This is a genomic window from Streptomyces sp. NPDC051921 (genome assembly GCF_040680975.1).
Classification (GTDB): Bacteria; Actinomycetota; Actinomycetes; order Streptomycetales; family Streptomycetaceae; genus Streptomyces.
On sequence record NZ_JBFAXU010000030.1, the window covers coordinates 50216 to 75057 of the forward strand.

Below are 24842 nucleotides of genomic sequence, written 5' to 3' on the forward strand. Positions count from 1 at the left end.
CGCCCCGATGCCGCCATCCCCGCCACCCCCGCCACCCCCGCCACCCCCGCCGTCCACCGTCGTCGTCCTCGCCGACGACCTGACCAGCGCCGCCGACGGCGCCGCTCCCTTCCGCCGGTCCGGCCACCGCGCCCTCGTCCTCTTCGCCCCCGAGGCCGCCGAGGCCGCCGAGGGCCCCGAGGTCTACGGGGTCTCCGAGGCTCATGCGGTCCCCGAGGCCCCCGAGGCCCGCACGGCTCACGGAGCTCACAGGGCTCACAGGGCTCACAGGGCTCACAGGGCTCACGGGGCTCACCGGGCAGGTGTGACCGCCGTCGACCTCGGCACCCGCCTCCTGGGAGAGCCGGAGGCCGCCGTGCGGACCCGGCAGGCCGCCGAGGCGTACGCGGACGCGCAACTCCTGGTCAAGACGGTCGACTCGACCCTGCGCGGCCACGTCGTCGCCGAACTGCGCGCCGCCCTCGCCGGATCGGGCCGTCGCGCCGCGATCCTCGCCCCGGCCTTCCCGACCGAGGGCCGTACGACGGTCAGGGGCGTCCAGTACGTGCGGGGCGTACGGGTCGACACGAGCGAGTTCGCCCGTGACCCGGCCCACCCGGTCCGCACGGCCGACCTCGCCGAGCTCCTCCCGGATGCGGTCCTCGTCGACCCCGGCCGGCTGTCAGAGCTGCCCCGACTGGTCGAGAGCGGCGGGATCTTCGCCTGCTCGGCCGCCACGGAAGCGGACCTCGACGCGATCACGGCCGCCGTACCCCGCCCCCAGGACGTCCTGTGGGTGGGTTCACCGGGCCTGGCGGCGGCCCTGGCCCGCCGCCACCCCCGTCAGCCGGCCGACCCGCTCCCCGAACTCCCCTCCGTGCGAGCCCCGTTGACGGTCGTCGGTAGCGTCAATCCCGCCAGCAGGCGCCAACTCGCCGCGCTGCGGAAGGAGTCGGAAGCGCGCGACGGCATCACGACCCCGTCGCCCCTGGACCCTGGCTCCGTCCTCACCCTGCACACGCCCGACGAGCGCGCCGCCGACCCCGCCCCCCTGCTCGACCGGCTCGCCCGCGCCGCGGACGCCCTGATCAGGGAGCGGCGCGCCGACGGGCTCGTCCTCACCGGCGGGGAGACCGCGGCTGCCGTCCTCGGTGCGCTGGGCGCCACCGGCATCGAGCTGTACGACGAACCGGAGCCGGGCATCGCCCGCGGCACCCTCCACGGGCCGGCCGTCCCCCGCCTCCCCGTCCTGGTCAAGGCGGGCGGCTTCGGCGACGACCGCACGCTCGTCCGCCTGCACACCGTGCTGGCGGGGGGCCGTGTGACTCCGGGGGACGTGCGACGGACACGCGACCCGGAGGCACCCGGCGACACACGGCAGGCGGGACACACCCGAGCCACGGGAGACGCCCGATGACCGACCCGAGGCCCCACCCGGAACCCATAGCCCCGGCACCCGCAGCCCCTGCGCCCACAGCCCCTGCGCCCGTAGCCCCGGCGCCCACCGTTACGGCACCCACCGTCCCGGCCCCGGTCCCCCCACCGCTCGGCCCGCTGTCCCGCCCGGCGCCCACCGTCCCGGCACGGCCCGGTCCACCGGGCCGCCCGGTCGCCATCACCATGGGCGACCCCCACGGCATCGGCCCGGAGATCACGGTCAAGGCCTTTGCCGATCCGCGTCGTCCGGCGAGCGCCCCCGTCCTCGTGATCGGCGATCCCGGCGTCCTCGCCGGCGCCTGCCGCGCCACCGGCACACGGCTCCACGTGCGCACGGTGGAGAGCCCCGCCGGAGCCGGCCGTACCCCCGGCGTCCTGGACGTGCTCGCGGCGGGGCCCGCCCTCCCCGCGGACCTCGCCCTCGGCACCGTCGCCGCCGTGGCGGGCGCGGCCTCCTACGCGTACGTCCGCAGAGGCGTCGACCTCGCTCTCGCCGGAGACGTACGAGCGATCGTCACGGCCCCCATCAACAAGGAGGCGCTACGGCTCGCCGGGCTGCCGCACCCCGGCCACACCGAGATCCTTGCCGAGCTCTCCGGCACCGGCCGCTACGCGATGATGATGGCCAACGACGAGCTGCGCGTCGTCCTCGTCACCGTCCACCAGTCGCTCCGCACCGCGCTCGACGCCCTCACCGTCGAACGCGAACTGGACGTCATCCGGCTCACCCACGAAGCCCTGCGCGCGGCCGGGGGTGAAGGCGCCGGCCGGCCGCCCCGGATCGCCGTCGCCGGTCTCAACCCGCACGCGGGCGAGAACGGCCTCTTCGGCCGCGAGGACCTCGACGTCATCGCCCCCGCCGTGCGTGCCGCCCGCGCCGAGGGCATCGACGCGAGCGGGCCGTGGCCCGCCGACACCGTCTTCATGCGCGCCCGGGCCGGCGAGTTCGACGCCGTCGTCGCCCAGTACCACGACCAGGGGCTGATCCCGGTGAAGTACCTGGGGCTGGAGCACGGCGTCAACATCACCCTCGGCCTGCCGTTCGTGCGCACCAGCGTCGACCACGGCACCGCCTTCGACCTCGCGGGCACCGGAACCGCCGACCACACCAGCCTGCTCACCGCCCTGCGCCACGCCGACGAGCTGGCCGCCCACGCCCAGGGGGACCCCCGATGGACTTCGTCTTCATGCTGACCCGGGACGACCGGACCGTCACCGACTGCCTCCACGTCCTCGACTCCGTCCGCGATCTCGGCATCACCCACATCGGCTTCAAGGACGTCGGCGTCGACCCCGCCACCCTGCGCAGGCTCCACGAGCAGATCAGGGCGCTCGGCGCGACCAGCCACCTGGAGGTGGTCTCCACCGGCCGAGACCAGGCCCTCGACTCCGTACGGACCGCGGTCGAGCTCGGCGTCGACTGGCTGATGGGCGGCACGTGGGTGGCGGAGACCCTCGACCTGCTCGCCGGGACGCCCGTCCGCTACCTGCCGTTCGTCGGCGAGCCCGAGGGCCGTCCGACCCGCCTGGCCGGCGACACGGCCCGTATCGCGGAGGACTGCCGCCGGGCCGAGGCGGCCGGCTGCGCGGGGGTCGACCTGCTCGCCCACCGCGCCACCGAGGCCGATCCGCTCGCCCTGGTCCGCGCCGCCCGCGCGGCGACCGCCGGCCGGCTCGTCGTCGCGGGCTCCCTCACCACCGCCACCCAGATCCGGGCCCTCGCCGAGGCGGGCGTCGATGCCTTCACGGTCGGCTCGGCGGTCTTCGCGGGTGCCGTCCGACCGGACGCGGGCACCCTCGCCGCCCAGCTCACGGCCGTGACGGAGGCGAGCGGCGGGGGGCGCCGGCGGAGGGCGCGGGAGACGTGAGCGGCGGGCCGCGGCGGACGCGGGGGCGGGGGCGGCGCCGGGGCGGCGCCCGGCCGTGGCGGGGCAACCTCCGGTCCCCCTTACCCTTGTCAGGTGACCAGCAGCAAAGACGGGACCGGAGCCGTGGCCGAGCAGGGCGTGACGCGAACCTACGAAGTACGCACCTACGGGTGCCAGATGAACGTCCACGACTCCGAGCGGCTCTCCGGCCTCCTCGAGGCGGCGGGTTACGTCAAGGCTCCCACGGGCTCCAACGGCGACGCCGACGTGGTGGTCTTCAACACCTGCGCCGTCCGCGAGAACGCCGACAACAAGCTGTACGGCAACCTCGGCCACCTCGCGCCGATGAAGGCCGCCCGGCCCGGCATGCAGATCGCCGTCGGCGGCTGCCTGGCGCAGAAGGACCGCGACACCATCGTCAAGCGGGCCCCCTGGGTCGACGTGGTCTTCGGCACCCACAACATCGGCAAGCTGCCGGTGCTCCTGGAGCGCGCCCGCGTCCAGGAGGAGGCGCAGGTCGAGATCGCGGAGTCCCTCGAGGCGTTCCCGTCGACGCTGCCGACACGCCGCGAGTCCGCTTACGCCGCCTGGGTCTCCATCTCCGTCGGCTGCAACAACACCTGCACCTTCTGCATCGTCCCGGCGCTGCGCGGCAAGGAGGAGGACCGGCGTCCCGGCGACATCCTCGCCGAGATCGAGGCGCTGGTCGGCGAGGGCGTCTCGGAGATCACCCTGCTCGGCCAGAACGTCAACGCGTACGGCTCCGACCTGGGCGACCGCGAGGCCTTCAGCAAGCTGCTCCGCGCCTGCGGGGAGATCGAGGGACTGGAGCGGGTCCGCTTCACCTCGCCGCACCCGCGCGACTTCACCGACGACGTCATCGCCGCCATGGCCGAGACCCCGAACGTCATGCCGCAGCTGCACATGCCGCTGCAGTCCGGCTCGGACACCGTCCTGAAGGCGATGCGCCGCTCGTACCGGCAGGAGCGTTTCCTCGGGATCATCGAGAAGGTGCGCGCCGCCATCCCGCACGCCGCCATCTCCACCGACATCATCGTGGGCTTCCCCGGCGAGACCGAGGAGGACTTCGAGCAGACCATGCACGTCGTCCGCGAGGCCCGCTTCGCGAACGCCTTCACCTTCCAGTACTCCAAGCGCCCCGGCACGCCCGCGGCCACCATGGAGGGGCAGATCCCGAAGGAGGTCGTGCAGGCGCGCTACGAGCGCCTCGTCGCCCTCCAGGAGGAGATCTCCTGGGAGGAGAACAAGAAGCAGGTCGGCCGCACCCTGGAGGTCATGGTCGCCGAGGGCGAGGGCCGCAAGGACGGCGAGACCCACCGCCTCTCCGGCCGTGCCCCCGACAACCGCCTCGTCCACTTCACCAAGCCGGACGAGGACGTGCGCCCGGGCGACGTCGTGACCGTCGAGATCACCTACGCCGCCCCGCACCACCTCCTCGCCGAGGGCCCGACCACCGCCGTGCGCCGCACCCGCGCGGGCGACGCCTGGGAGAAGCGCACCGCCGCAGCAGCCGCCAAGCCGGCCGGCGTGCTCCTCGGCCTGCCGAAGATCGGCGTCCCGGAGCCCCTGCCGGTCGCGGACGCGCCGGCCTGCGGCAGCCACTGACACGGACACCGATACCGACACCCCGGGGGGACACATGGGGAAATGGGCCGTCGTCGCGAGGTACTCGCAGGGCGACCATCACGTCACGGAGGTCGTCTCCCGGGTGACCGGCACCCGGGAGGACGCCGAAGAGGCGCTGCAGCTCGCCGTCCGTTCGTACCGCGCGCCGAAGCGGGAGAAGTGGCGCGAGGTCTACCGCTTCCCCGGCGGCGACAGCTATCTGGTGATCGTCAAGGGGGCCGTGACCTTCCTGGAGATCACCCTGAGCCTCGCCGAGCTGGTCCACGACACGAAGGACTGGGACCTGTGGCCCGCCGAGCCTGAGGACCGGCCCCCGGTGCGGTAGCGCAGTAGGCTGCGGATCATGCTTGTCGCCGCCGCCGTCTGCCCCTGCCCTCCGCTGCTCGTGCCCGCCGTCGCGGCGGGTGCCGCGCCCGAGCTCGCCGAGGCCCGTACGGCCTGCTCCGACGCGCTCGGTGTGCTCGCCGCGTCCCGCCCCGACCGGCTGGTCGTGGTCGGTCCGGCGACCGAGGGCGACCGCGGCGTGTTCCCCGCCGGTTCGGTCGGCTCCTTCGCCGGCTTCGGCGTCGACCTGACCGTACGGCTCGGCAGCGGGCCCGGCGGCGACCGGCCGCTGCCCGCCTCGCTCGCCGTCGCCGGCTGGCTCCTGGAGCACACCGACTGGGCCGCTGCACCCGTCGAGGGCCTCGGGGTCGGCGAGCCGCTGGAGGCCGCGCGTTGCGCGGCGACCGGACGGGACATCGCCGGGTCGGCGGAGCGCGTCGCCCTGCTCGTGATGGGCGACGGCAGCGCCTGCCGCACGCTGAAGGCGCCCGGCTACCTGGACGAGCGTGCCGAGGCCTTCGACGCGGAGGCCGCCCGGGCGCTCGGCTCGGCGGACCCGGCCGCGCTGCTCGCCCTGGACGAGGAACTCGCGTACGAGCTGAAGGCGGCCGGCCGGGCGCCCTGGCAGGTGCTCGCGGGCGCCGCCGAGGGCGCGGACCTGGCCGGCCGGCTGCTCTTCGAGGACGCCCCGTACGGCGTCGGCTACTTCGTCGCCGCCTGGAGCTAGCCAGGTCGCGTCCGTGAAGGAGCGCCGTCCGCCCGCAGGGCGGGGCTCGCGGCGTCCGGTGCGCGCGATCGCCGAGCCGGAGGGTCGCCCTCGCACCAGGCGTACTCCGGTGTGCCGACAGCGGGCGAGCGTGCGTACCCGGCGTCGCGTGCCGGGCGGGGCTCTCCGGACACGACCTGGGCGCGAGCGGGGCCGAGCCGGGTCCGGTACGGGGACGACGGCGGCCGGGGCACGCCATGGCGGACGGCCGCGGAGCCGTGGGCTCCGCGACCGTCCGCCGAGGGGGAGGGGCGGGCGCCCGGGTCAGGCGGCCGGCGGCGAAGGCGGCGGGGGCGGGCCCTCGTCCTTGTGGGCGAGCCGCTCGATGGCCCCCTTGGCCTTGCCGGTGCCGGATTCGATCTTGTCGCTGTACTTGCCCTTGGTCTTCTCGTCGACGACCTTGGCGGCCTTCTCCAGGCCGTGCTCCACCTTGCCCCCGTGCTCCTTGGCGAGGTCGGAGACCTTGTCCTTGGCCGGGCCGAGCTTGGCCTTCAGTGAATCCAGGAGACCCATGGGGTCACCCTCCCTCCGACGGACCCGATGAGGTCCGTGCCGTTCCGTGCAGACCCTTGCGGATCCGTGCGGACCCGTGCGGATCCTTGCGGACCCGTGCGATTCCGTGCCGTGTCTAGCTACGGGCGCTCTCGCCGGCCTCGCTGTCCGCGGCCTCCTCCGCCGACTGCTGCTTCGGGATCTCGACGGCCTCGGCCGGCACCGCGGGCTCGTCGGCCCCCGTCGCGGCCTCGGCGGCCTCGTCGGACGCGGCGCCCTCGGGAGCCTGCGCGGCCGTCTCCGCCGCCTCCGTCACGCCCGCGGTTCCAGAGGTCGCTTCCTTGCTCTTCCGGCGAAACAGTGCGAAAACGCTCATATCTGCTCCCTAGCGTACTCAGGGTCGGAATTCCGCAACAGGCAACGAAGGCGGATGAGGGCCGTCACGTAGCTCATTCGGGGACGCGCCGTGAGGTTTGCGAGACTGGGGAAGTGAGAAGTGCAGCTCCCGCCCCGCGGGTCATCGCCGTCGTCGGTCCCACTGCGGCCGGAAAGTCCGATCTGGGTGTCTTTCTCGCCCAGCAGCTGGGCGGCGAGGTCGTCAATGCCGACTCGATGCAGCTCTACCGAGGGATGGACATCGGCACCGCCAAACTGACGTGGGAGGAGCGCGACGGCGTCCCGCACCACCTCCTCGACATCTGGGACGTGACCGAGGCCGCCAGCGTCGCCGAGTACCAGCGGCTCGCCCGCGCCGAGATCGACCGGCTGCTCGCCGAGGGTCGCACCCCGATCCTGGTCGGCGGCTCCGGGCTGTACGTGCGCGGCGCCCTCGACGTCATGGAGTTCCCCGGCACCGACCCGGAGCTCCGCGCCCGCCTGGAGGCGGAGCTCGAAGAGCGCGGCTCCGGCGTCCTGCACGCCCGGCTCGCCGCCGCCGATCCCGAGGCCGCCCGGGCGATCCTGCCCAGCAACGGCAGGCGCATCGTGCGCGCCCTGGAGGTCATCGAGATCACCGGCAAGCCGTTCACCGCCAACCTCCCCGGTCACGACTCCGTCTACGACACCGTGCAGATCGGCGTCGACGTGGCCCGCCCGGAGCTCGACGAGCGGATCGCCGGCCGGGTCGACCGCATGTGGGAGGCCGGGCTCGTCGACGAGGTCCGCACCCTTGAGGCGCAGGGCCTGCGCGAGGGGCGTACGGCGGCCCGCGCGCTCGGCTACCAGCAGGTGCTCGCGGCACTCGCGGGGGAGTGCACCGAGGACGAGGCCCGCGCCGAGACGGTTCGCGCCACCAAGCGCTTCGCGCGCCGCCAGGACTCCTGGTTCCGGCGTGACCCCCGGGTCCACTGGCTCAGCGGCGCCGTCGAGGACCGGGGGGAACTCCCGCGACGGGCGCTGACGTTGGTCGAACGAGCGGTTACAGCCTGATCACGTGATGGCATCGGGACGTCATGCCCGTCATTCCGGGGGCCGGGGGCGTGCCATCATCGAGCATCGATCGACCAAGTGGAGTCCGAGTTGGGAGGGCGCGTGGCGATGGAGGCCGGCCCTCGCGACACAGAGCAGCAGGACGCCGTACGGGGCGAAATCCCCGGTGAGGCGCCCGGACTGACGCCGGACGGCCCGGACGAGGCCGAGGGCAGCGCCGTCGAGGTGGACGCGGCGGAAGTAGAGGTGGAACTGCGCCCGCAGCGGCGTCTGAGGATCTGGCAGCTCGCCCCGATCGTCGGGCTCGCCGCCGTCGGCTCCCTGATGTTCGCCTTCCCGCTCGCCTTCGGCTCGGGCGACGGCGGCGCCGTCGTCGCCATGCTGGGCCTGCTGATCAGCTCCTGCGCGGCCGGCTGGGGCATGATGGCCGCCCGCAGGGTCGGCCACACCTGGCCGGGCCTTCCCGCCCGCGGCTCCGGCGAGCGCCCGAACTGGCGCGTCCTCGCCCTGTACGTCTCCCTCAGTGCCCTCCTGGTCGTCCTCGCGGTCTGGCGCGTGGCCAGACTGCGCTGAGCGGTCGCGGAGGCGGTCACGCTCCCGAGTCCGGGGTCCGGGGCCCGGGCGCCCGACGGAGTCCCCCCGCGCGGGACGCGCACCGAGCGGGGCCGAAGCCCCGGCCTGTCCGGCGCCGCCCGGCCCGACCCGCTCGGCGGCCTCACCCCTCGCCGCCCGACCCGCTCGGTGGGCTCCCCTCGCCGCCCGACGGACGGCGGTCCGTCCCAGGTCGTGGGCTCGCTCGCCGTGGCGTCATCGAGTGGCCTGCGCCGCCCCCGTACGTCCTTCCGCGCTCCACGCGCCTCGGCCCCGCCGACGCCCGTACCGCTCCGTGGACCGTCGCGCCCCCCGTCGTACCCGCCCCGTACAGTTGGTCCCGTGACCAGCGCGCAGACCTCGCCCCTCGCCTTCCTCAAGGGACACGGCACCGAGAACGACTTCGTGATCGTCCCCGACGCGGAGAACGCCCTCGACCTGCCCCCGGCCACCGTCGCCCGGCTCTGCGACCGCCGGGCCGGCATCGGCGGCGACGGGGTGCTGCACGTCGTGCGCAGCGCCGCCCACCCCGAGGCCCGGCACATGGCCGACGAGGCCGAGTGGTTCATGGACTACCGCAACGCGGACGGCTCCGTCGCCGAGATGTGCGGCAACGGCGTCCGGGTCTTCGCCCGCTATCTGCAGCACGCCGGGCACGTCACCGCCGGCGAGGTCGCCGTCGCCACCAGGGGCGGCGTCAAGCGCGTCCACCTGGACAAGGACGGCTCCGTCACCGTCCGGATGGGCAAGGCCCTGCTCCCCGAGGCCGGGGTCACCGTGACCGTCGACGGACGCAGCTGGCCCGCCCGGAACGTGAACATGGGCAATCCGCACGCGGTCGCCTTCGTCGAGGACCTCGCCCATGCGGGGACCCTGTACGACGAGCCCCCCTACGCCCCGGCGTCGGTCTACCCGGACGGCGTCAACATCGAGTTCGTCGCCGACCGCGGCCCCCGCCACGTCGCCATGCGCGTCCACGAGCGCGGCGCCGCCGAGACCCGCTCCTGCGGCACCGGCGCCTGCGCCGTGGCCGTCGCCACCGCCCGCCGGGACGGCGCGGACCCGGCCGCGACCGGCACCCCCGTCACGTACACCGTCGACGTCCTCGGCGGGACGCTCGTCATCACCGAGCACCCCGACGGCGAGATCGAGATGACCGGCCCGGCCGTGATCGTCGGCGAAGGCACCGTCGAGCCGTCGTGGCTCGACGCCTGACACGCGCCGCCGGATGAGGCGCCGCCGGACACGCGCCGCCCGACACGCGCCGCCCGATGAGGCGCCGCCGGACACGCGCCGCCCGAGGCGCTACGCGCGCGTAGGACGGGACGGAATCGAAACCGTCAACGACTGATTCGTCCCTCGAATGGGTGATCCGGTTCACGCTCGGCGAGAGCGGGACTGCGCCACGTGGTGGGGTCGGTAGCATCAAGCACCGGCCCGCCGGGCACGCCTGCCCGGCCCCACCGCCGGTCGACGCCGCCGGAGGTGCCCCCATGAGCGCAGAGGCCACCAATCCCGTGAGCGAGGCCGGGGCCACCGGCCCCGACGCTCCCGCCCGCAGACGAGCCCGCCCGCGGATCGATCTGCGCCGGCTGGGCCGTGCCGCGCTGCTCGGGGCGACCGCGGGGCCCGCCGTCCGCGACCGGCTGCCCGACGCCATCGGGCATGTCGCGGAGGCCCACCGCGCCCACCACCACGACGCCGACCTGGCCGTGCTGCGCCGCGCGTACGTCCTCGCCGAGTCCTCGCACCGCGGCCAGTTCCGCAAGAGCGGCGAGCCGTACATCACCCATCCGCTCGCGGTCACCCTGATCCTCGCCGAACTCGGCGCGGAGACGACGACGTTGACGGCCGCCCTGCTCCACGACACGGTCGAGGACACCGAGGTGACGCTCGACCAGGTGCGGCGCGAGTTCGGCGACGAGGTCGCCTATCTCGTCGACGGCGTCACCAAGCTGGAGAAGGTCGACTACGGCGCCGCCGCCGAGCCCGAGACCTTCCGCAAGATGCTCGTCGCCACCGGCAACGACGTCCGCGTCATGTCGATCAAGCTCGCCGACCGCCTGCACAACATGCGCACGCTCGGCGTGATGCGCCCCGAGAAACAGGCCCGCATCGCCAAGGTCACGCGGGACGTCCTCATCCCGCTCGCCGAGCGCCTCGGTGTCCAGGCGCTCAAGACCGAGCTGGAGGACCTCGTCTTCGCCATCCTCCACCCCGAGGAGTACGAGGCCACCCGCGCCCTCATCGCGGACAACTCCGGCGCGGGCGACGCGCTCGCCGCCATCGCCGACCAGGTCTCCGTCGTCCTGCGCGAGGCGGACATCGGCGCCGAAGTCCTCGTCCGGCCACGGCACTTCGTCTCCGTCCACCGCGTCCGCCTCAAGCGCGGCGAACTGCGCGGCAGCGACTTCGGCCGGCTCCTCGTCCTGGTCGCCGAGGACGCCGACTGCTACGCCGTCCTCGGTGAACTCCACACCTGCTTCACCCCGGTGGTCTCCGAGTTCAAGGACTTCATCGCCGCGCCCAAGTTCAACCTCTACCAGTCGCTGCACACCGCCGTCGCCGCCCCGGACGGAGCCGTCGCCGAGGTCCTCATCCGCACCCACCGGATGCACAAGGTCGCCGAGGCCGGCGTCGTCGCCCTCGGCAACCCGTACGCGGCGGCGCCCACCGACGGCGCGGGCAGCGCCGACAGCCCGGACGGCACCGACGGCGCCGCGGACGCCGAGCGCCCCGAGGACGGCGAGCGCCCGGAGGACGGCGAGCGCGTCGACCCCACCCGGCCCGGCTGGCTCTCCCGCCTCCTCGACTGGCAGCAGGCCACCCCCGACCCCGACACCTTCTGGACCTCGCTGCACGCCGACCTCGCCCAGGACCAGGAGATCACCGTCTTCCGCATCGACGGCGGCACCCTCGGCCTGCCCGCCGGCGCCACCTGCGTCGACGCCGCCTACGCCCAGCACGGCGAGGCCGCACACGCCTGTCTCGGGGCGCGGGTCAACGGCCGGCTCGCGCCCCTCAGCACCGTGCTCCACGACGGGGACACCGTCCAGCTGCTGCTCGCCCAGGACGCCGCCTCCGGGCCCTCCCCGCAATGGCTCGACCACGCCCGTACCCCCGCCGCGCGGATCGCCATCACCGGCTGGCTCCAGGCCCACCCCGAGGCTGCCAAGGCCCCCGCCGCGGCCCCCCGGCCCCCCGCCAGCGTCACAGCGGACCGGCGCTCCGGAACGAAACTGCGCGCCGAGCTGCCGGACGGGCCGGCCGGCGTCGTACGCCCCGCCGGGTGTTGCACCCCCGTGCCGCCCGACGAGATCACCGGCTTCGTCGTCCGCGGCGGCTCGGTCACCGTCCACCGCACCGGCTGCGCCTCCGCCGACACCATGCGCCGGCTGGGCCGGGACCCCGTCACCGTCCACTGGGGCGACACCGCCGAGTGCCGCGTCACCCTCGTCGCCGAGTCCTTCGGCCGTCCCCGTCTGCTCGCCGACCTCACCGAGGCCATCGCCACCGAGGGTGTCGCCGTGGTCGCCGCCACCGTGGAACCCCCCAGCGAGCAGCGGGTCCGCCACACCTACACCCTGCAACTCCCCGACGCGGCCGGTCTTCCCGCCCTGATGAAGGCGATGCGGGACGTGCCGGGGGTGTACGACGTGAGCCGTGCGAAGCATCCGGCCTCGCCGGAGCGGTGACCGGGGATCCCCTGACCAGGTGACCCGTGCCTCTTTCGGGTGGTGAGCAGGGGGATCCCTGACCAGGCCACCCTGCCGCCTTCGGTTGGTGGCAGGGGGATCCCTGAGCAGGTCACCCATGGCCCCTTTCGGGTGGTGGCCGGGGGATCCCTGAGCAGGTCACCCATGGCTTTCGGGTGGTGACCGGCGGGTCCCTGAGCAGGCCACCCATGGCCCCTTCGGGTGGCGGGCGCGCGCGTCGCCCGGGGCCGCGGCCCCGGCCCTGGTAGCGGTAGCCCATGCCGCTCCCCTCCCGTACGCCCCGTAAAACGGCAGCACGCGCGCGCGTGCTGCGTTCCGCCGTACTCGTCGCCCTCTCCGCGGGGCTCGTCGCCGCCGCCCTGCCCGCGCCCGCGCCGCTGGGCATCGGGGATCCGCTCTTCCCGCACCTGGGCAATCCCGGCTACGACGTCCTGTCGTACGACATCGCCCTCACCTACCCCGGCCGCAACACCGAGCCGCTCGCCGGCGTCACCACCATCGAGGCGCTGGCCACGGACGACCTGGAGCGGATCAACCTCGACTTCACCCATGGCGCCGTCTCCGCCGTCACCGTCGCGGGCGAGCAGGCCGAGTGGGCGAGCAGCGGCGAGGACCTGGTGATCACCCCGGACGAGCCGGTCGACCGGGGCGAGGCGGTCGAGATCACCGTCACCCACACCAGCGATCCCAGGGGCCCGGCCGAGTCCGGGGGATGGGTCCGCACCGGCGACGGGCTCGCCATGGCCAACCAGGCCGACGCCGCCCACCGGGTCTTCCCCTCCAACGACCACCCCTCCGACAAGGCCTACTTCACCTTCCGGATCACCGCCCCCAACGCCCTCACCGCCGTCGCCAACGGGCTGGCCGAGGGGCGCACGCGGGACGGCGCGACCACCACCTGGACGTACCGCACCGTCCACCCCATGGCGACCGAGCTGGCCCAGGTCTCCATCGGGAAGTCGTCCGTCGTGCACCGCAAGGGCCCCCACGACCTGCCCGTACGGGACGTCGTCCGCACCGCCGACCGGGACCTCCTGGAACCCTGGCTCCGGCGCACCCCCGGCCACCTGGATTGGCTGGAGCACCGGGTGGGCCGGTACCCCTTCGAGAACTACGGGGTACTCATCGCCGACGCGGACACCGGCTTCGAGCTGGAGACCCAGACCCTCTCCCTCTTCGAGCGCGACCTCTTCACGGAGCCCGGCTACCCGGAGTGGTACGTCGACTCCGTGATGGTCCACGAGCTCGCCCACCAGTGGTTCGGCGACAGCGTCTCGCCCCGCGCCTGGTCCGACCTGTGGCTCAACGAGGGGCACGCGACCTGGTACGAGGCGCTGTACGCGGAGGAGAAGGGCGGGCCGACCCTGGAGCGCCGCATGAAGGCCGCGTACGCCGCCTCCGACGGGTGGCGGGCGAACGGCGGCCCGCCGGCGGCACCGAAGCCGCCGGCGCCCGGCGAGAAGATCAGCCTCTTCCGCCCCGTCGTCTACGACGGGGCCGCGCTCGCCCTCTACGCCCTGCGCCACGAGATCGGCACGGAGGCCTTCGAGCGCCTGGAGCGCCGGTGGGTCGACACCCACCGCGACGGCACCGCGACCACCGCCGATTTCACCGCTCTGGCCTCCGAGGTCTCCGGGCGCGACCTGACCCGCTTCCTCGCCGACTGGCTGTACGCCGAGAAGACCCCGCCGATGCCCGGGCATCCCGACTGGCGCAGCCGGGCCCCGCGGCGGGCGGCGGGCTCGGGTGCCGAGGGCGCGAGGGCCGCGGGAAGCGCCGTGAAACCCAGATGACGGGCCCGGTCCGGCCGTGTCACCATCTTCAGGTCGGCGGCGCGGCCGGACCCCGGGAATTCTTCCGAGGCGTCACGCGTTGTGACTGCCGTAACGGACTTTTCTTCGACGTAAGGATCAAATGACCTCCTCTTCTTCCCCTTCCCAGGACAAGCAGAGCTTCGCGGAGACGAACCGCACCGAGAGCCTTCGGGCCGATGCCCTGATGGAAGAGGACGTCGCCTGGAGCCACGAGATCGACGGAGAGCGGGACGGCGACCAGTTCGACCGCTCCGAGCGCGCGGCCCTGCGCCGTGTCGTGGGCCTCTCCACCGAGCTCGAGGACGTCACCGAGGTCGAGTACCGCCAGCTGCGCCTCGAGCGCGTCGTGCTGGTGGGCGTGTGGACCTCGGGGACGGTGCAGGACGCGGAGAACTCCCTCGCGGAGCTCGCGGCCCTCGCCGAGACGGCGGGTGCCCTCGTACTCGACGGCGTGATCCAGCGCCGCGACAAGCCGGACCCGGCGACCTTCATCGGCTCGGGCAAGGCGCAGGAGCTCCGGGACATCGTGCTCGAGACCGGCGCCGACACCGTCGTCTGCGACGGTGAGCTCAGCCCCGGTCAGCTGATCGCCCTCGAGGACGTCGTCAAGGTGAAGGTGGTCGACCGGACCGCCCTCATCCTCGACATCTTCGCCCAGCACGCCAAGTCCCGAGAGGGCAAGGCGCAGGTCGCTCTCGCGCAGATGCAGTACATGCTGCCGCGACTGCGCGGCTGGGGTCAGTCGCTGTCCCGTCAGATGGGTGGCGGCGGCGGTGGCGGCATGGCCACCCGTGGTCCCGGTGAGACCAAGATCGAGACCGACCGGCGTCGGATCCGCGAGAAGATGGCGAAGATGCGCCGGGAGATCGCGGAGATGAAGACCGGCCGCGACATCAAGCGGCAGGAGCGGCGGCGCAACAAGGTGCCGTCGGTCGCCATCGCCGGCTACACGAACGCGGGCAAGTCGTCCCTGCTCAACCGCCTCACGGGCGCGGGCGTGCTGGTGGAGAACGCGCTGTTCGCCACCCTCGACCCGACCGTCCGCCGGGCCGAGACGCCCAGCGGCCGGGTCTACACCCTGGCGGACACCGTCGGCTTCGTCCGGCACCTGCCGCACCACCTGGTCGAGGCGTTCCGCTCCACCATGGAGGAGGTCGCCGACTCCGACCTCATCCTGCACGTGGTGGACGGCGCGCACCCGAACCCGGAGGAGCAGCTGGCCGCCGTGCGCGAGGTGTTCCGCGACGTCGGCGCGGTGAACGTGCCCGAGATCGTGATCATCAACAAGGCGGACGCGGCCGACCCGCTGGTGCTCCAGCGCCTGCTGCGGGTCGAGAAGCACTCGCTCGCGGTCTCGGCGCGCTCGGGCGAGGGCATCGAGGAGCTGCTCGCGCTCATCGACGCCGAACTGCCCCGCCCCGAGGTGGAGATCGAGGTCCTCGTGCCGTACACGCAGGGCGGTCTCGTCTCGCGGGTGCACGCCGAGGGCGATCTGATCTCCGAGGAGCACACCCCGGAGGGCACGCTGCTCAAGGCGCGGGTGCACGAGGAGCTGGCGGCGCTGCTCGCGCCGTACGTTCCGGCCGCGCACTGACGTCCGACGCCTCGGGCGTCGCAGACGAAGAAGGCGCCGGCCGCCTCCCGCGAGGGAGACGGCCGGCGCCTTCGGCGTGTGTGACGTCGGATCAGCGGGCGAACTTCTTGCTGACCATCTCGTGGGCCGCCTTGGCGCCCCTGCCCAGCTGCGGTCCGGCCAGCCAGCCGTTGCGACCGGCCGGGCCGATCGAGGTGTTCGACACCAGCGCCGTCTTGCCGTTCGGCAGCACGCGGAACCAGCCGCCGCCCGACGAACCGCCGGTCATGGTGCAGCCGATCCGGTACATGGTCGGCGTGGCCGGGGCCGTGGTCATGCGCGTGGCGCGGTCCAGGCACTTGTGCATGATCATGCCGTTGTACGGCGGTGCCGCCGGGTAGCCCCAGGCGCCGACGGTGCCGGCCTGCGCGGGGGTGGGCGCCGAGAAGTCGACCGGCAGGGCCACGCCCACCGTCTCCTCCAGGGACTTGCGGCCCTGCTGCGGCTGCACGTGCAGGACGGCGTAGTCGTACGGCCAGGCCTGGTTGGTGCCGCCGCCCTGGATCCACTCACCGGAGGTCACGGCCCAGTCGGCCCAGTACTGGCCGTACGGGTAGACCTCGTGCGGCTGCGCGTTGCGCAGCGCGGCGGGGGACTTGCCCAGGTCGTTGAAGGCCGGGACGAAGGTGATGTTGCGGTACCAGCCGCCCTTCTTGCCCGCGTGCACGCAGTGTCCCGCGGTCCACACGAGGTTGGACTTGCCGGGCCGGCGCGGGTCCTTCACGATCGTGCCGGAGCAGACCATGTGGCCCTCGGGGGCGTCGAAGAAGATCTTGCCGACCGGGGCCGCGTTGCGGTGGTACGGGGTCTTCTCGCGCTGGGCCGTCACCGGCCGCGGCACGGGGTCGCTGCCGCCGGAGGTCGCCTGGGTCTCGACGGTCGGGTCGGGGCTCTTCGCGGACTGCATCCGCTCGGTGTCCCAGAGGCCGTCGATCACCGGGTTGACGAAGTCCTCGGCCTCACGGAGCCAGGTGTCCTGGTCCCAGTTCTTCCATTCGCCGTTCTTCCACTTGTCGACGTCGACGCCGTGCTTCTTGAGCTTGTCGGCGAAGCCGTTCGCCAGATCGGAGGCGTCGGAGCCGGAGCCGCCCTCGGAGGGGCTCGCGGTGGCGGTGGTGTCGGCGGGCTTGTCCGCCGCCGGGGTCTCCGTGGGGCCGCAGGCCGTGGCGGTCAGCGCGATGGTGAGCGCCGCCGCCACGCCGGTGACGGCGGGCAGGAGTCGTATGGAACGCATGGAGTGGTGTCCCCCTGGGGTGTTCGCGCGTCCGGACCGGCGGTCGACTGCGACCGCACGGATGGGCTTGCCATGGACGCGTCACTAGCGGTGCACAGTATGCCCGTACGGGTCGGGCGGGACCGCACAGGTCCCGCCCGACCCACCGGTGCGACCTACTGGTTCGCGTACTTCTTGCTCACGCCCTCGTAGAGGGCCTTGGCCTCGGCGCCGAGCCGCGGGCCGGCCAGCCAACCCGCCGTCACCGGACCGATCGAGGTGTTCGACACCAGCGCCGGCTTGCCGTCCTTGCCGGCGGCCACCCAGCCGCCGCCGGACGAACCGCCGGTCATGGTGCAGCCGATCCGGTACATCGTCGGCTGGTCGGCCTTCACCGAGAGCCGGCCGGGCTTGTCCGCGCACTGGAACATCTTCTGCCCGTCGAAGGGCTTGCCCGCCGGGTAACCGGTCGCCGTCATGCTCGCGATCTTCGGCACGGCCGGCGCGTTGAAGTCCACCGGGAGCGCCGAACCGACCGTCTCCTCAAGAGACTTGCCCGTGGATCCCTTCTCCGGCGTCACGTGCAGCACGGCGAAGTCGTACGGAGCGCCCTTGCCGCCGGTCTGACCGCCCTGGTCGATCCACTGCTGCGAGGTCTGCGCCCAGTCGCTCCACCACACGCCGTACGGCGCGATCTCCTCGCGCGTCGCGTTCTCCAGCGCGGAGGTCGGCTTGCCGCTGTCGTTGTACGACGGGACGAAAGCGATGTTGCGGTACCAGCCGCCCTTCTTGCCCGCGTGCACACAGTGTCCGGCCGTCCAGACCATGTTGGACTTGCCCGGGTGGGCCGGGTCCTGAACGACCGTCGCCGAGCAGACCATCGACCCCTCGGGGCCGTCGAAGAAGACCTTGCCGGAGGCCGGCGCGCTCGAGTGGTACGGCGCCTGCACGCCCTTCGCCTTCACCGGGTCCGGCGTCGGGTCCGTCACGCCCTTGTCACCCGAGATGTCCTCCTCCTCGACCGGCTTGTCCGGACGCTCGGCATCCCGCATCCGGTCCGGGTCCCAGAGGTCCTCGATGATCGGGTTGACGAAGTCCTTGGCCTCGCGCAGCCACTTGTCCCTGTCCCAGTTCTTCCACTCGCCGCCGCGCCACTTGTCGACGTCGATCCCGTGCTCCTTCAGACGCTTCTTCACGTCCTCCGGAATCGTGATCTTGTCGCCCCCGGACGGGGTCGCGGTGGCGCTGGGCTTGTCACCCCCCGCGTTGTCCTCGGTCGGACCGCAGGCAGTCGCCGTCAGCGTCAGCGCCGCGACGGCGGACGCTGCGGCAAGCAGCGGACGAATCGATCGCATCTCGTGATCCCCCTGGGACTACGTCAACTTGTGCATCAGTGAACAGCGGCGACGCGGAGGACCGCGTCACGCGAAGCTCCCACTATGCCGGTGCCGGGTGGGACGGTACGACGCAGGTCCGCGGTTCCGGCTTCCCCCAGGCCGTTGCCGTGCCGTGATCCGGGACACGCCAAGGAACTTGGCCTCCGCCCGTGATCCCTGGCAGGCCTCGTCGTTGGTACGTACGGGGGACACAACGGCAGCCGCCAGGACGCCCGACGGGGTGGCCCTGCAACGTACCGATGTGCAATGCAACCGTTATCGCGGGAGGACACCGAGCCGTGGCCGTGACCGAACCAGCTCCGGCCGTACCGCCGGGCGCGCTGACGCACGAAGAGCATCGCGCGACCGGCGAGGGGGGCGCGCACGAGGGCATCCTGCGCCGGCAGGCGCAGCGCGAATCCGCCGCGCGCACCTACGCGCGCTCCCTGCCGATCGTCCCCGTACGGGCCAGGGGACTCACCATCGAGGGGGCCGACGGGCGGCGTTACCTGGACTGCCTGTCCGGCGCCGGCACCCTCGCGCTCGGCCACAACCATCCCGTGGTCCTGGAGGCCATCCGCAAAGTCCTCGACTCCGGTGCGCCGTTGCACATCCTGGACCTGGCCACCCCGGTCAAGGACGCCTTCGTCACCGAGCTGTTCGCGACCCTGCCGGAGAAACTCGCCGCCGACGCCCGCGTCCAGTTCTGCGGGCCCGCCGGCACCGACGCCGTCGAGGCCGCACTCAAACTCGTCCGCACCGCCACCGGCCGGCGCGGCGTGCTCTCGTTCAGCGGCGCCTACCACGGCATGACGGCCGGCGCCCTCGACGCCTCCGGCGGTGCCACCGACGTCCGCGTCGCCCGGCTGCCCTACCCGCGCGACTACCGCTGCCCCTTCGGCGTCGGCGGCGAACGCGGCGCCGAACTGGCCGCCCGCTGGACAGAGACCGTGCTCGACGACCCCAAGAGCGGCATCCCCGCGCCCGCCGGCATGATCCTCGAACCCGTCCAGGGCGAGGGCGGCGTCATCCCCGCCCCGGACAGCTGGCTGCGCCGCATGCGGGAGATCACCGAGGCCCGCTCCATCCCGCTCATCGCCGACGAGATCCAGACCGGCGTCGGCCGCACCGGCACCTTCTGGGCCGTCGACCACAGCGGCGTCGTCCCCGACGTGATGGTCCTGTCCAAGGCCATCGGCGGCTCCCTCCCCCTGGCCGTCGTCGTCTACAAGGCGGAGCTCGACGCCTGGGAACCCGGCGCCCACGCCGGCACCTTCCGCGGCAACCAGCTCGCCATGGCCGCCGGCGCCGCCACCCTCGCCTACGTACGGGAGAACGGACTCGCCGAACGCGCCGGCATCCTCGGTGCCCGCATGCTCGGACAACTCCAGGGCCTCGCCGCTGCCGACCCCCGCATCGGCGACGTCCGCGGCCGCGGCCTGATGATCGGAGTCGAACTGGTCGACCCCGAGGCCACCGCCCCCGAGGCCCCCGGCAGCCACGACCTCGCCCCGCCGCCCGACCCCGAGCTCGCCCTCGCCGTCCAGCGCCACTGCCTCGACCGCGGCCTCATCGTCGAACTCGGCGGCCGCCACAACGCGGTCGTCCGCCTGCTGCCCCCGCTCACCCTCACCGACGAGCAGGCGGCCGCCGTCCTCGACCGCTTCGCCGACGCCCTGGCCGCCGCCGAACGGACCCACCGCCCCCGCCCGTCCGGGCCGTCCCACTGAACCCGGACCGCCCCCGCCCGGTCCCTTCCCCCCTCCCAAGGAAGCCCCCGTGAACCCCACCCCCGCCCCCGAGACCACCGGCACCGGCACCGCCGGCGGCCCGCTGACCGCCGAGCCCACCGTCCCCCGCCAGTACCCGGGCCCCCACCCCACCTCCCACGGCGCGCCCCCCGCCCCCGCTTCCCCCTCCGCCTCCGCTTCCGCTTCCGCCTCCTCAGCTCCCGCCCCCTCGGCCGACCCGCTGGACGACCCCGATCCCGCCCGGGCCGCCGACAGCGCCGCCGTGGAGAACCTGCTGCGCTGCTGGGTACGGGAGAAGAACCTGCCCGCCCCCGACGGCACCGGCCCCCTGCGCATCCCCCTCGACGCCAGCGGCACCGCCCTCCTCGTGCCCGTCCGCCACTGGTCGCCCACCGGCTGGCACCGCTTCGGCGCCCCCGCCCTCGAAGGCCTGCCCGCCACCGCACCCGCCGTCGACGCCGTCACCGTCGCCGCCCTGCTCAGCCGCGAGACCGGCCGCCCCGAGGGCACCGAACTCGTCGGCCGCGTCGCCGACTCCGCCCGCCGCACCACCGAGTTCATCGCCGAACGCCGAAGCGACCCGCACCCCTGCCCCGAGGCCGACCTCTTCCTCACCGCCGAACAGTCCCTCCTGCTCGGTCACCCGCTCCACCCCACCCCCAAGAGCCGCGAAGGGCTCTCCGAGGCCGAAGCCCGGCTCTACTCACCCGAGTTGCACGGCTCCTTCCCCCTCCACTGGATGGCCGTCGACCACACCGTCCTCGCCACCGACTCCGCCTGGACCGAACAGGGCCGTCCCGTCGCCGCCCCCCAGCTCACCGTCGGCCTCGTCGACGGCCTGGACCTCCCCGCAGGCACCGCCGCCCTGCCCCTCCACCCCTGGCAGGCCCGCGAGCTCCGGCACCGTCCCGCCGTCGCCGCCCTCCTCGACGCCGGCCTCCTGCACGACCTCGGCCCCCGCGGGAGCCACTGGCACCCCACCTCCTCCGTCCGCACCGTGCACCGCCCCGGCGCCCGGGCCATGCTCAAGCTCTCCCTCGGCGTGCGGATCACCAACTCCCGCCGGGAGAACCTCCGCAAGGAACTCCACCGCGGCGTCGAGGTGCACCGCCTCCTGCGCACCGGCCTCGTCGACCAGTGGCAGGCCGCCCACCCGAGCTTCGACATCGTCCGCGACCCGGCCTGGCTCGCGGTCGACACCCCCGACGGCGAGCCCGTTCCCGGACTCGACGTCATGATCCGCCACAACCCCTTCGCCGCCGGCGACGACGCCGTCTGCCTCGCCGCGCTCACCGCCCCGCGCCCGTGGCCCGGCTCCACCCGGATGCGCTCCCGCCTCGCCGGGCTCGTCCTGCGGCTCGCCGCCCGCACCGGACGCCCCACCACGGCCGTCGCCGCCGAGTGGTTCCTGCGCTACCTCGACCTCGTGGTCCGACCCGTGCTGTGGCTCGACGGCCAGGCCGGCGTAGCCCTGGAGGCCCACCAGCAGAACACCCTGGTCCTCCTCGACCCCGAGGGCTGGCCCGTCGGCGGCCGCTACCGCGACAACCAGGGCTACTACTTCCGAGAGTCCCGCCGCGACGAGCTGGACAGCCGCCTTCCCGGCATCGGCGCCGTCAGCGACACCTTCGTCTCCGACCAGGTCACCGACGAACGCTTCGCCTACTACCTCGGCATCAACAACGTCCTCGGCCTCATTGGAGCCTTCGGCTCCCAGCAGCTCGCCGACGAACGCGTCCTGCTCGCCGCCCTGCGCCAGTTCCTCACCACCGCCACCGGCCTCGGCTCCCCGCTGCCGCACCGGCTTCTGGAGGCCGCGACCCTGCGGTGCAAGGCCAACCTCCTCACCCGGCTGCACGGCCTCGACGAACTCGTCGGACCCGTCGACACCCAGTCCGTCTACGTCACCATCACCAACCCCCTCCGATCCTGACCCCGCAGGCGGGGCACCCCGGGCCGACCCCTCGCCACACGAGGGGCCCCGTCATCCCGCACCGCCTGACCCCTTCACCACTGATCCCCGCACCATCGATCCCGCACCACCGATCCGGCACCGCCGATCCCTCGTCACCGCTCCATCCGACATCGACCCCCTCATCAGCGCTCCATCCGCTACCGACCCCTCACCACGGCTCCGCCCGTTCCCGATCAGCCCGTCACCGATCAGCCCGTCACCGACCCGCCGAGAGGAGAGCCCCCGTGCCTCCCACCGAAGCGCACCCCGGCACCACCACCCCGCCCGGCGCCGACCGGGGCGCCGACGACACCCTGGACCTCCACCTGTCCGAGGAACTCGTCGCCCTGCTCGCCCCGGGCGAGCCCGGCGGCAGCGCCCACGGCGACCTTCTCGACGACCTCGCCGGCTGGCCGCCGGCCGACACACCGGCCGGCCGCTTCCGGCTCGTCCCCGTCAGGCTCGACCGCGACCTGCCGCTCATCGCCCGCTGGATGAACGACCCGGCCGTGGCCGCCTTCTGGGAACTCGAAGGCCCAGAGAGCGTGACCGCCGAGCACATCCGCGCCCAACTCGCCGGCGACGGACGCAGCGTGCCCTGCCTCGGCGTCCTCGACTCCACGCCCATGAGCTACTTCGAGATCTACCGCGCCGACCTCGACCCGCTCGCCCGCCACTACCCCGCGCGTCCGCACGACACCGGCATCCACCTCCTCATCGGAGGCGTCGCCGACCGCGGCCGCGGCGTCGGCACCACCCTGCTGCGGGCCGTGGCCGACCTCGTACTCGACCACCGTCCCCGGTGCACCCGGGTCCTCGCCGAACCCGACCTGCGCAACACCCCCTCCGTAGCCGCCTTCCTCGGCGCCGGCTTCCGGCTCTCCGCGGAAGTCGACCTGCCCGACAAACGAGCCGCGCTCATGGTCCGTGACCGCGCCCTGCGTCACGTCCTCTGAACACCCTCTGACTTACATACACCGCTCGACCCACAGCGGTTCCCACCCCGAGGAGTCCTCGTGTCGACGTCCCCTGCACCCCACGACTCCGCACCGCCGGCCCTCTTCGCTCCACCCGAGCTCAACCCCGAGGCCTGGTCGCGGACCGCCTCCCGGCTGCTCGCCAAGGCCGTCGCGGAGTTCGCGTACGAGGAGATCGTCCAACCGCGGCCGGCCGACGGTCCCGACCGCTACACGCTCACCCTCGACGACGGCGGCACGCTCGCCTTCACCGCCCGCCGCGGCGCGTACGACGGCTGGCTCGTCGACCCCGACTCGCTCACGCTCGACGGCCGCCCCGCCACCGACCCGCTCGCCTTCCTCGTCCGCGCCCGCCGCCTCCTCGGCCTCGACGGCGCCACCCTCGGCCACCTCATCCGAGAACTCACCACCACCCTCGCCGCCGACGCCCGGCTCGCCCACACCGCCCTGCCCGCCGCCCGCCTCGCCGACCTCGGCTACGCGGAGCTCGAAGGCCACCAGACCGGGCATCCGTGGCTCGTCGTCAACAAGGGCCGCATCGGCTTCTCCGCCACCGACGCCGCCCGCTGGGCCCCCGAGGCCCGCCGCCCCGCCCAGCTGCCGTGGATCGCCGTCAGCAGCCGGATCGCCGCCTACCGCGGCGTCCCCGGCCTCGACACCCCTGATCTGCTCTACACCCGCGAACTCGACCCCGACGTGCGCGAGACCTTCCACGCCATGCTGCGCGAACGCGGGCTCGACCCCGACGCCTACCTCCTGCTGCCCGTCCACCCCTGGCAGTGGGACGAGGTCCTGCTGCCGCTCTTCGCCCCCGCGATCGCCTCCGGAGCCGTGGTCCCGCTCCCGGCCGACGGCGACCTCCGGCTGCCGCAGCAGTCCATCCGTACCTTCCTCAACACCAGCCGCCCCGACCGGCACACGGTCAAGCTGCCCCTCTCCGTCCTCAACACGCTGGTCTGGCGCGGCCTGCCCACCGAGCGGACCCTCGCCGCCCCCGCCGTGACCGCCTGGGTCCACGGGCTGCGCGACGCCGACCCCTTCCTGCGCGAGGAATGCGGCGTGATCCTCCTCGGAGAGGTCGCCTCCGTCACCGTCGAGCACCCGCTGTACGACCGCCTGCCGGAAGTGCCGTACCAGTACAAGGAGCTCCTCGGCGCCATCTGGCGCGAGCCCCTTCGGCTGCCCGCGGGCGAGCGTGCCCGCACCCTCGCCTCGCTGCTCCACACCGACGCCGAGGGCCGGGCCTTCGTCGCCGAACTCGTCGAGCGCTCGGGACTCGCCCCGCGGGCCTGGCTCCAGCGCCTCTTCGGCGCGTTGCTGCCTCCGCTGCTGCACTTCCTCTACCAGTACGGCACGGTCTTCTCCCCGCACGGTGAGAACGCCATCGTCGTCTACGACGAGCAGGACGTCCCCGTCCGCCTGGCGATCAAGGACTTCGTCGACGACGTGAACATCAGCGCCGCGGAGCTCCCCGAGCACGCCGCGATGCCGGACGACGTACGGGCCGTGCTGCTCACGGAGGAGCCCGACTTCCTCACCCAGTTCATCCATTCGGGCCTCTTCGTGGGCGTCTTCCGCTACCTGGCGCCGCTGTGCGAGGAGCAACTCGACGTCCCCGAGGAGGAATTCTGGACGCTCGTGCGCGCCGAGATCCTCCGTCACCAGGCACGCTTCCCGGAGCTGAAGGAACGGTTCGAGCTGTTCGACCTCCTCGTACCGCGGATCGACCGGCTCTGCCTCAACCGCAACCGCCTGCACCTCGACGGCTACCGCGACCGCCCCCAGCGGCCGCACGCCGCCGTGCACGGCACCGTCCCGAACCCGCTCGCGTGATCATCGGCACGGCCTCGGCTGTCGGTGCCGCCCCGTAGGGTGG

Annotated in this window: 20 protein-coding genes; 16 read left to right on the top strand and 4 right to left on the bottom strand. The window is 73.6% G+C overall.

Going from position 1 to position 24842, the window contains the following annotated elements:
• The first annotated feature begins 7 nt into the window (after positions 1 to 7).
• From AB0M16_RS31810 to AB0M16_RS31835, 6 genes are all read left to right on the top strand, one after another.
• Positions 8 to 1396, top strand: coding sequence for a four-carbon acid sugar kinase family protein (locus AB0M16_RS31810; protein WP_365349127.1), 1389 nt, complete (start codon positions 8 to 10; stop codon positions 1394 to 1396).
• Between the two features lie 203 nt (positions 1397 to 1599).
• Positions 1600 to 2610 (top strand): 4-hydroxythreonine-4-phosphate dehydrogenase PdxA, encoded by a 1011-nt coding sequence (gene pdxA, locus AB0M16_RS31815; RefSeq protein ID WP_365349129.1) that lies wholly within the window; start codon positions 1600 to 1602, stop codon positions 2608 to 2610.
• The gene (locus tag AB0M16_RS31820) at positions 2589 to 3284 is read left to right on the top strand and encodes a HisA/HisF-related TIM barrel protein (RefSeq protein WP_365349131.1); all 696 of its coding nucleotides are present in this window, start codon (positions 2589 to 2591) and stop codon (positions 3282 to 3284) included. Before pdxA ends, AB0M16_RS31820 begins: the two co-directional genes overlap by 22 nt.
• A gap of 93 nt (positions 3285 to 3377) precedes the next feature.
• Positions 3378 to 4910: a tRNA (N6-isopentenyl adenosine(37)-C2)-methylthiotransferase MiaB gene (miaB, locus tag AB0M16_RS31825; RefSeq protein ID WP_365349133.1), complete on the top strand. Its 1533-nt coding sequence runs from the start codon at positions 3378 to 3380 to the stop codon at positions 4908 to 4910.
• Between the two features lie 34 nt (positions 4911 to 4944).
• On the top strand, positions 4945 to 5256 hold the full coding sequence (locus tag AB0M16_RS31830; RefSeq protein ID WP_365349135.1) for a hypothetical protein: 312 nt from the start codon (positions 4945 to 4947) through the stop codon (positions 5254 to 5256).
• A gap of 18 nt (positions 5257 to 5274) precedes the next feature.
• A complete protein-coding gene (locus AB0M16_RS31835; RefSeq protein ID WP_365349137.1) occupies positions 5275 to 5982 on the top strand; it encodes a class III extradiol dioxygenase subunit B-like domain-containing protein in 708 nt (235 codons plus the stop codon).
• Between the two features lie 303 nt (positions 5983 to 6285).
• Here the strand turns inward: AB0M16_RS31835 and AB0M16_RS31840 are convergent, their stop codons facing one another.
• Positions 6286 to 6534: an antitoxin gene (locus AB0M16_RS31840; RefSeq protein WP_365349139.1), complete on the bottom strand. Its 249-nt coding sequence runs from the start codon at positions 6532 to 6534 to the stop codon at positions 6286 to 6288.
• A 115-nt stretch (positions 6535 to 6649) separates the two neighbouring features.
• A complete protein-coding gene (locus AB0M16_RS31845; protein ID WP_365349140.1) occupies positions 6650 to 6889 on the bottom strand; it encodes a gliding motility protein in 240 nt (79 codons plus the stop codon).
• Between the two features lie 113 nt (positions 6890 to 7002).
• Here AB0M16_RS31845 and miaA point away from each other — a divergent pair, with 113 nt between their 5' ends.
• The 6 genes from miaA to hflX all read left to right on the top strand — a co-directional run bounded on the left by miaA (position 7003) and on the right by hflX (position 15656).
• Positions 7003 to 7941 (top strand): tRNA (adenosine(37)-N6)-dimethylallyltransferase MiaA, encoded by a 939-nt coding sequence (gene miaA, locus AB0M16_RS31850; protein WP_365349142.1) that lies wholly within the window; start codon positions 7003 to 7005, stop codon positions 7939 to 7941.
• Between the two features lie 108 nt (positions 7942 to 8049).
• Positions 8050 to 8514 (top strand): hypothetical protein, encoded by a 465-nt coding sequence (locus tag AB0M16_RS31855; RefSeq protein ID WP_365349172.1) that lies wholly within the window; start codon positions 8050 to 8052, stop codon positions 8512 to 8514.
• Positions 8515 to 8874: 360 nt separating this feature from the next.
• On the top strand, positions 8875 to 9747 hold the full coding sequence (dapF, locus tag AB0M16_RS31860) for a diaminopimelate epimerase (RefSeq protein WP_365349144.1): 873 nt from the start codon (positions 8875 to 8877) through the stop codon (positions 9745 to 9747).
• 278 nt (positions 9748 to 10025) lie between these two features.
• A complete protein-coding gene (locus AB0M16_RS31865) occupies positions 10026 to 12227 on the top strand; it encodes an HD domain-containing protein (protein ID WP_365349146.1) in 2202 nt (733 codons plus the stop codon).
• A gap of 278 nt (positions 12228 to 12505) precedes the next feature.
• Positions 12506 to 14041, top strand: coding sequence for a M1 family metallopeptidase (locus tag AB0M16_RS31870; protein WP_365349148.1), 1536 nt, complete (start codon positions 12506 to 12508; stop codon positions 14039 to 14041).
• 121 nt (positions 14042 to 14162) lie between these two features.
• Complete coding sequence (hflX, locus tag AB0M16_RS31875) at positions 14163 to 15656, top strand: GTPase HflX (protein WP_365349150.1); 1494 nt, start codon at positions 14163 to 14165, stop codon at positions 15654 to 15656.
• A gap of 91 nt (positions 15657 to 15747) precedes the next feature.
• Here the strand turns inward: hflX and AB0M16_RS31880 are convergent, their stop codons facing one another.
• On the bottom strand, positions 15748 to 16929 hold the full coding sequence (locus AB0M16_RS31880; RefSeq protein WP_365349152.1) for a hypothetical protein: 1182 nt from the start codon (positions 16927 to 16929) through the stop codon (positions 15748 to 15750).
• Positions 16930 to 17084: 155 nt separating this feature from the next.
• Positions 17085 to 18263: a hypothetical protein gene (locus AB0M16_RS31885; protein ID WP_365349154.1), complete on the bottom strand. Its 1179-nt coding sequence runs from the start codon at positions 18261 to 18263 to the stop codon at positions 17085 to 17087.
• Positions 18264 to 18625: 362 nt separating this feature from the next.
• Between AB0M16_RS31885 and AB0M16_RS31890 the strand changes: the two genes are divergently transcribed.
• From AB0M16_RS31890 to AB0M16_RS31905, 4 genes are all read left to right on the top strand, one after another.
• Entirely contained in the window at positions 18626 to 20014 is a 1389-nt protein-coding gene (locus tag AB0M16_RS31890; RefSeq protein WP_365349173.1) for a diaminobutyrate--2-oxoglutarate transaminase family protein, read from the top strand.
• Between the two features lie 49 nt (positions 20015 to 20063).
• Entirely contained in the window at positions 20064 to 21968 is a 1905-nt protein-coding gene (locus AB0M16_RS31895) for an IucA/IucC family protein (protein WP_365349156.1), read from the top strand.
• Between the two features lie 266 nt (positions 21969 to 22234).
• Positions 22235 to 22945, top strand: a complete 711-nt coding sequence (locus AB0M16_RS31900) for a GNAT family N-acetyltransferase (RefSeq protein ID WP_365349158.1) — start codon at positions 22235 to 22237, stop codon at positions 22943 to 22945.
• 60 nt (positions 22946 to 23005) lie between these two features.
• Positions 23006 to 24799, top strand: coding sequence for an IucA/IucC family siderophore biosynthesis protein (locus AB0M16_RS31905; RefSeq protein ID WP_365349160.1), 1794 nt, complete (start codon positions 23006 to 23008; stop codon positions 24797 to 24799).
• Positions 24800 to 24842: the final 43 nt, after the last annotated feature.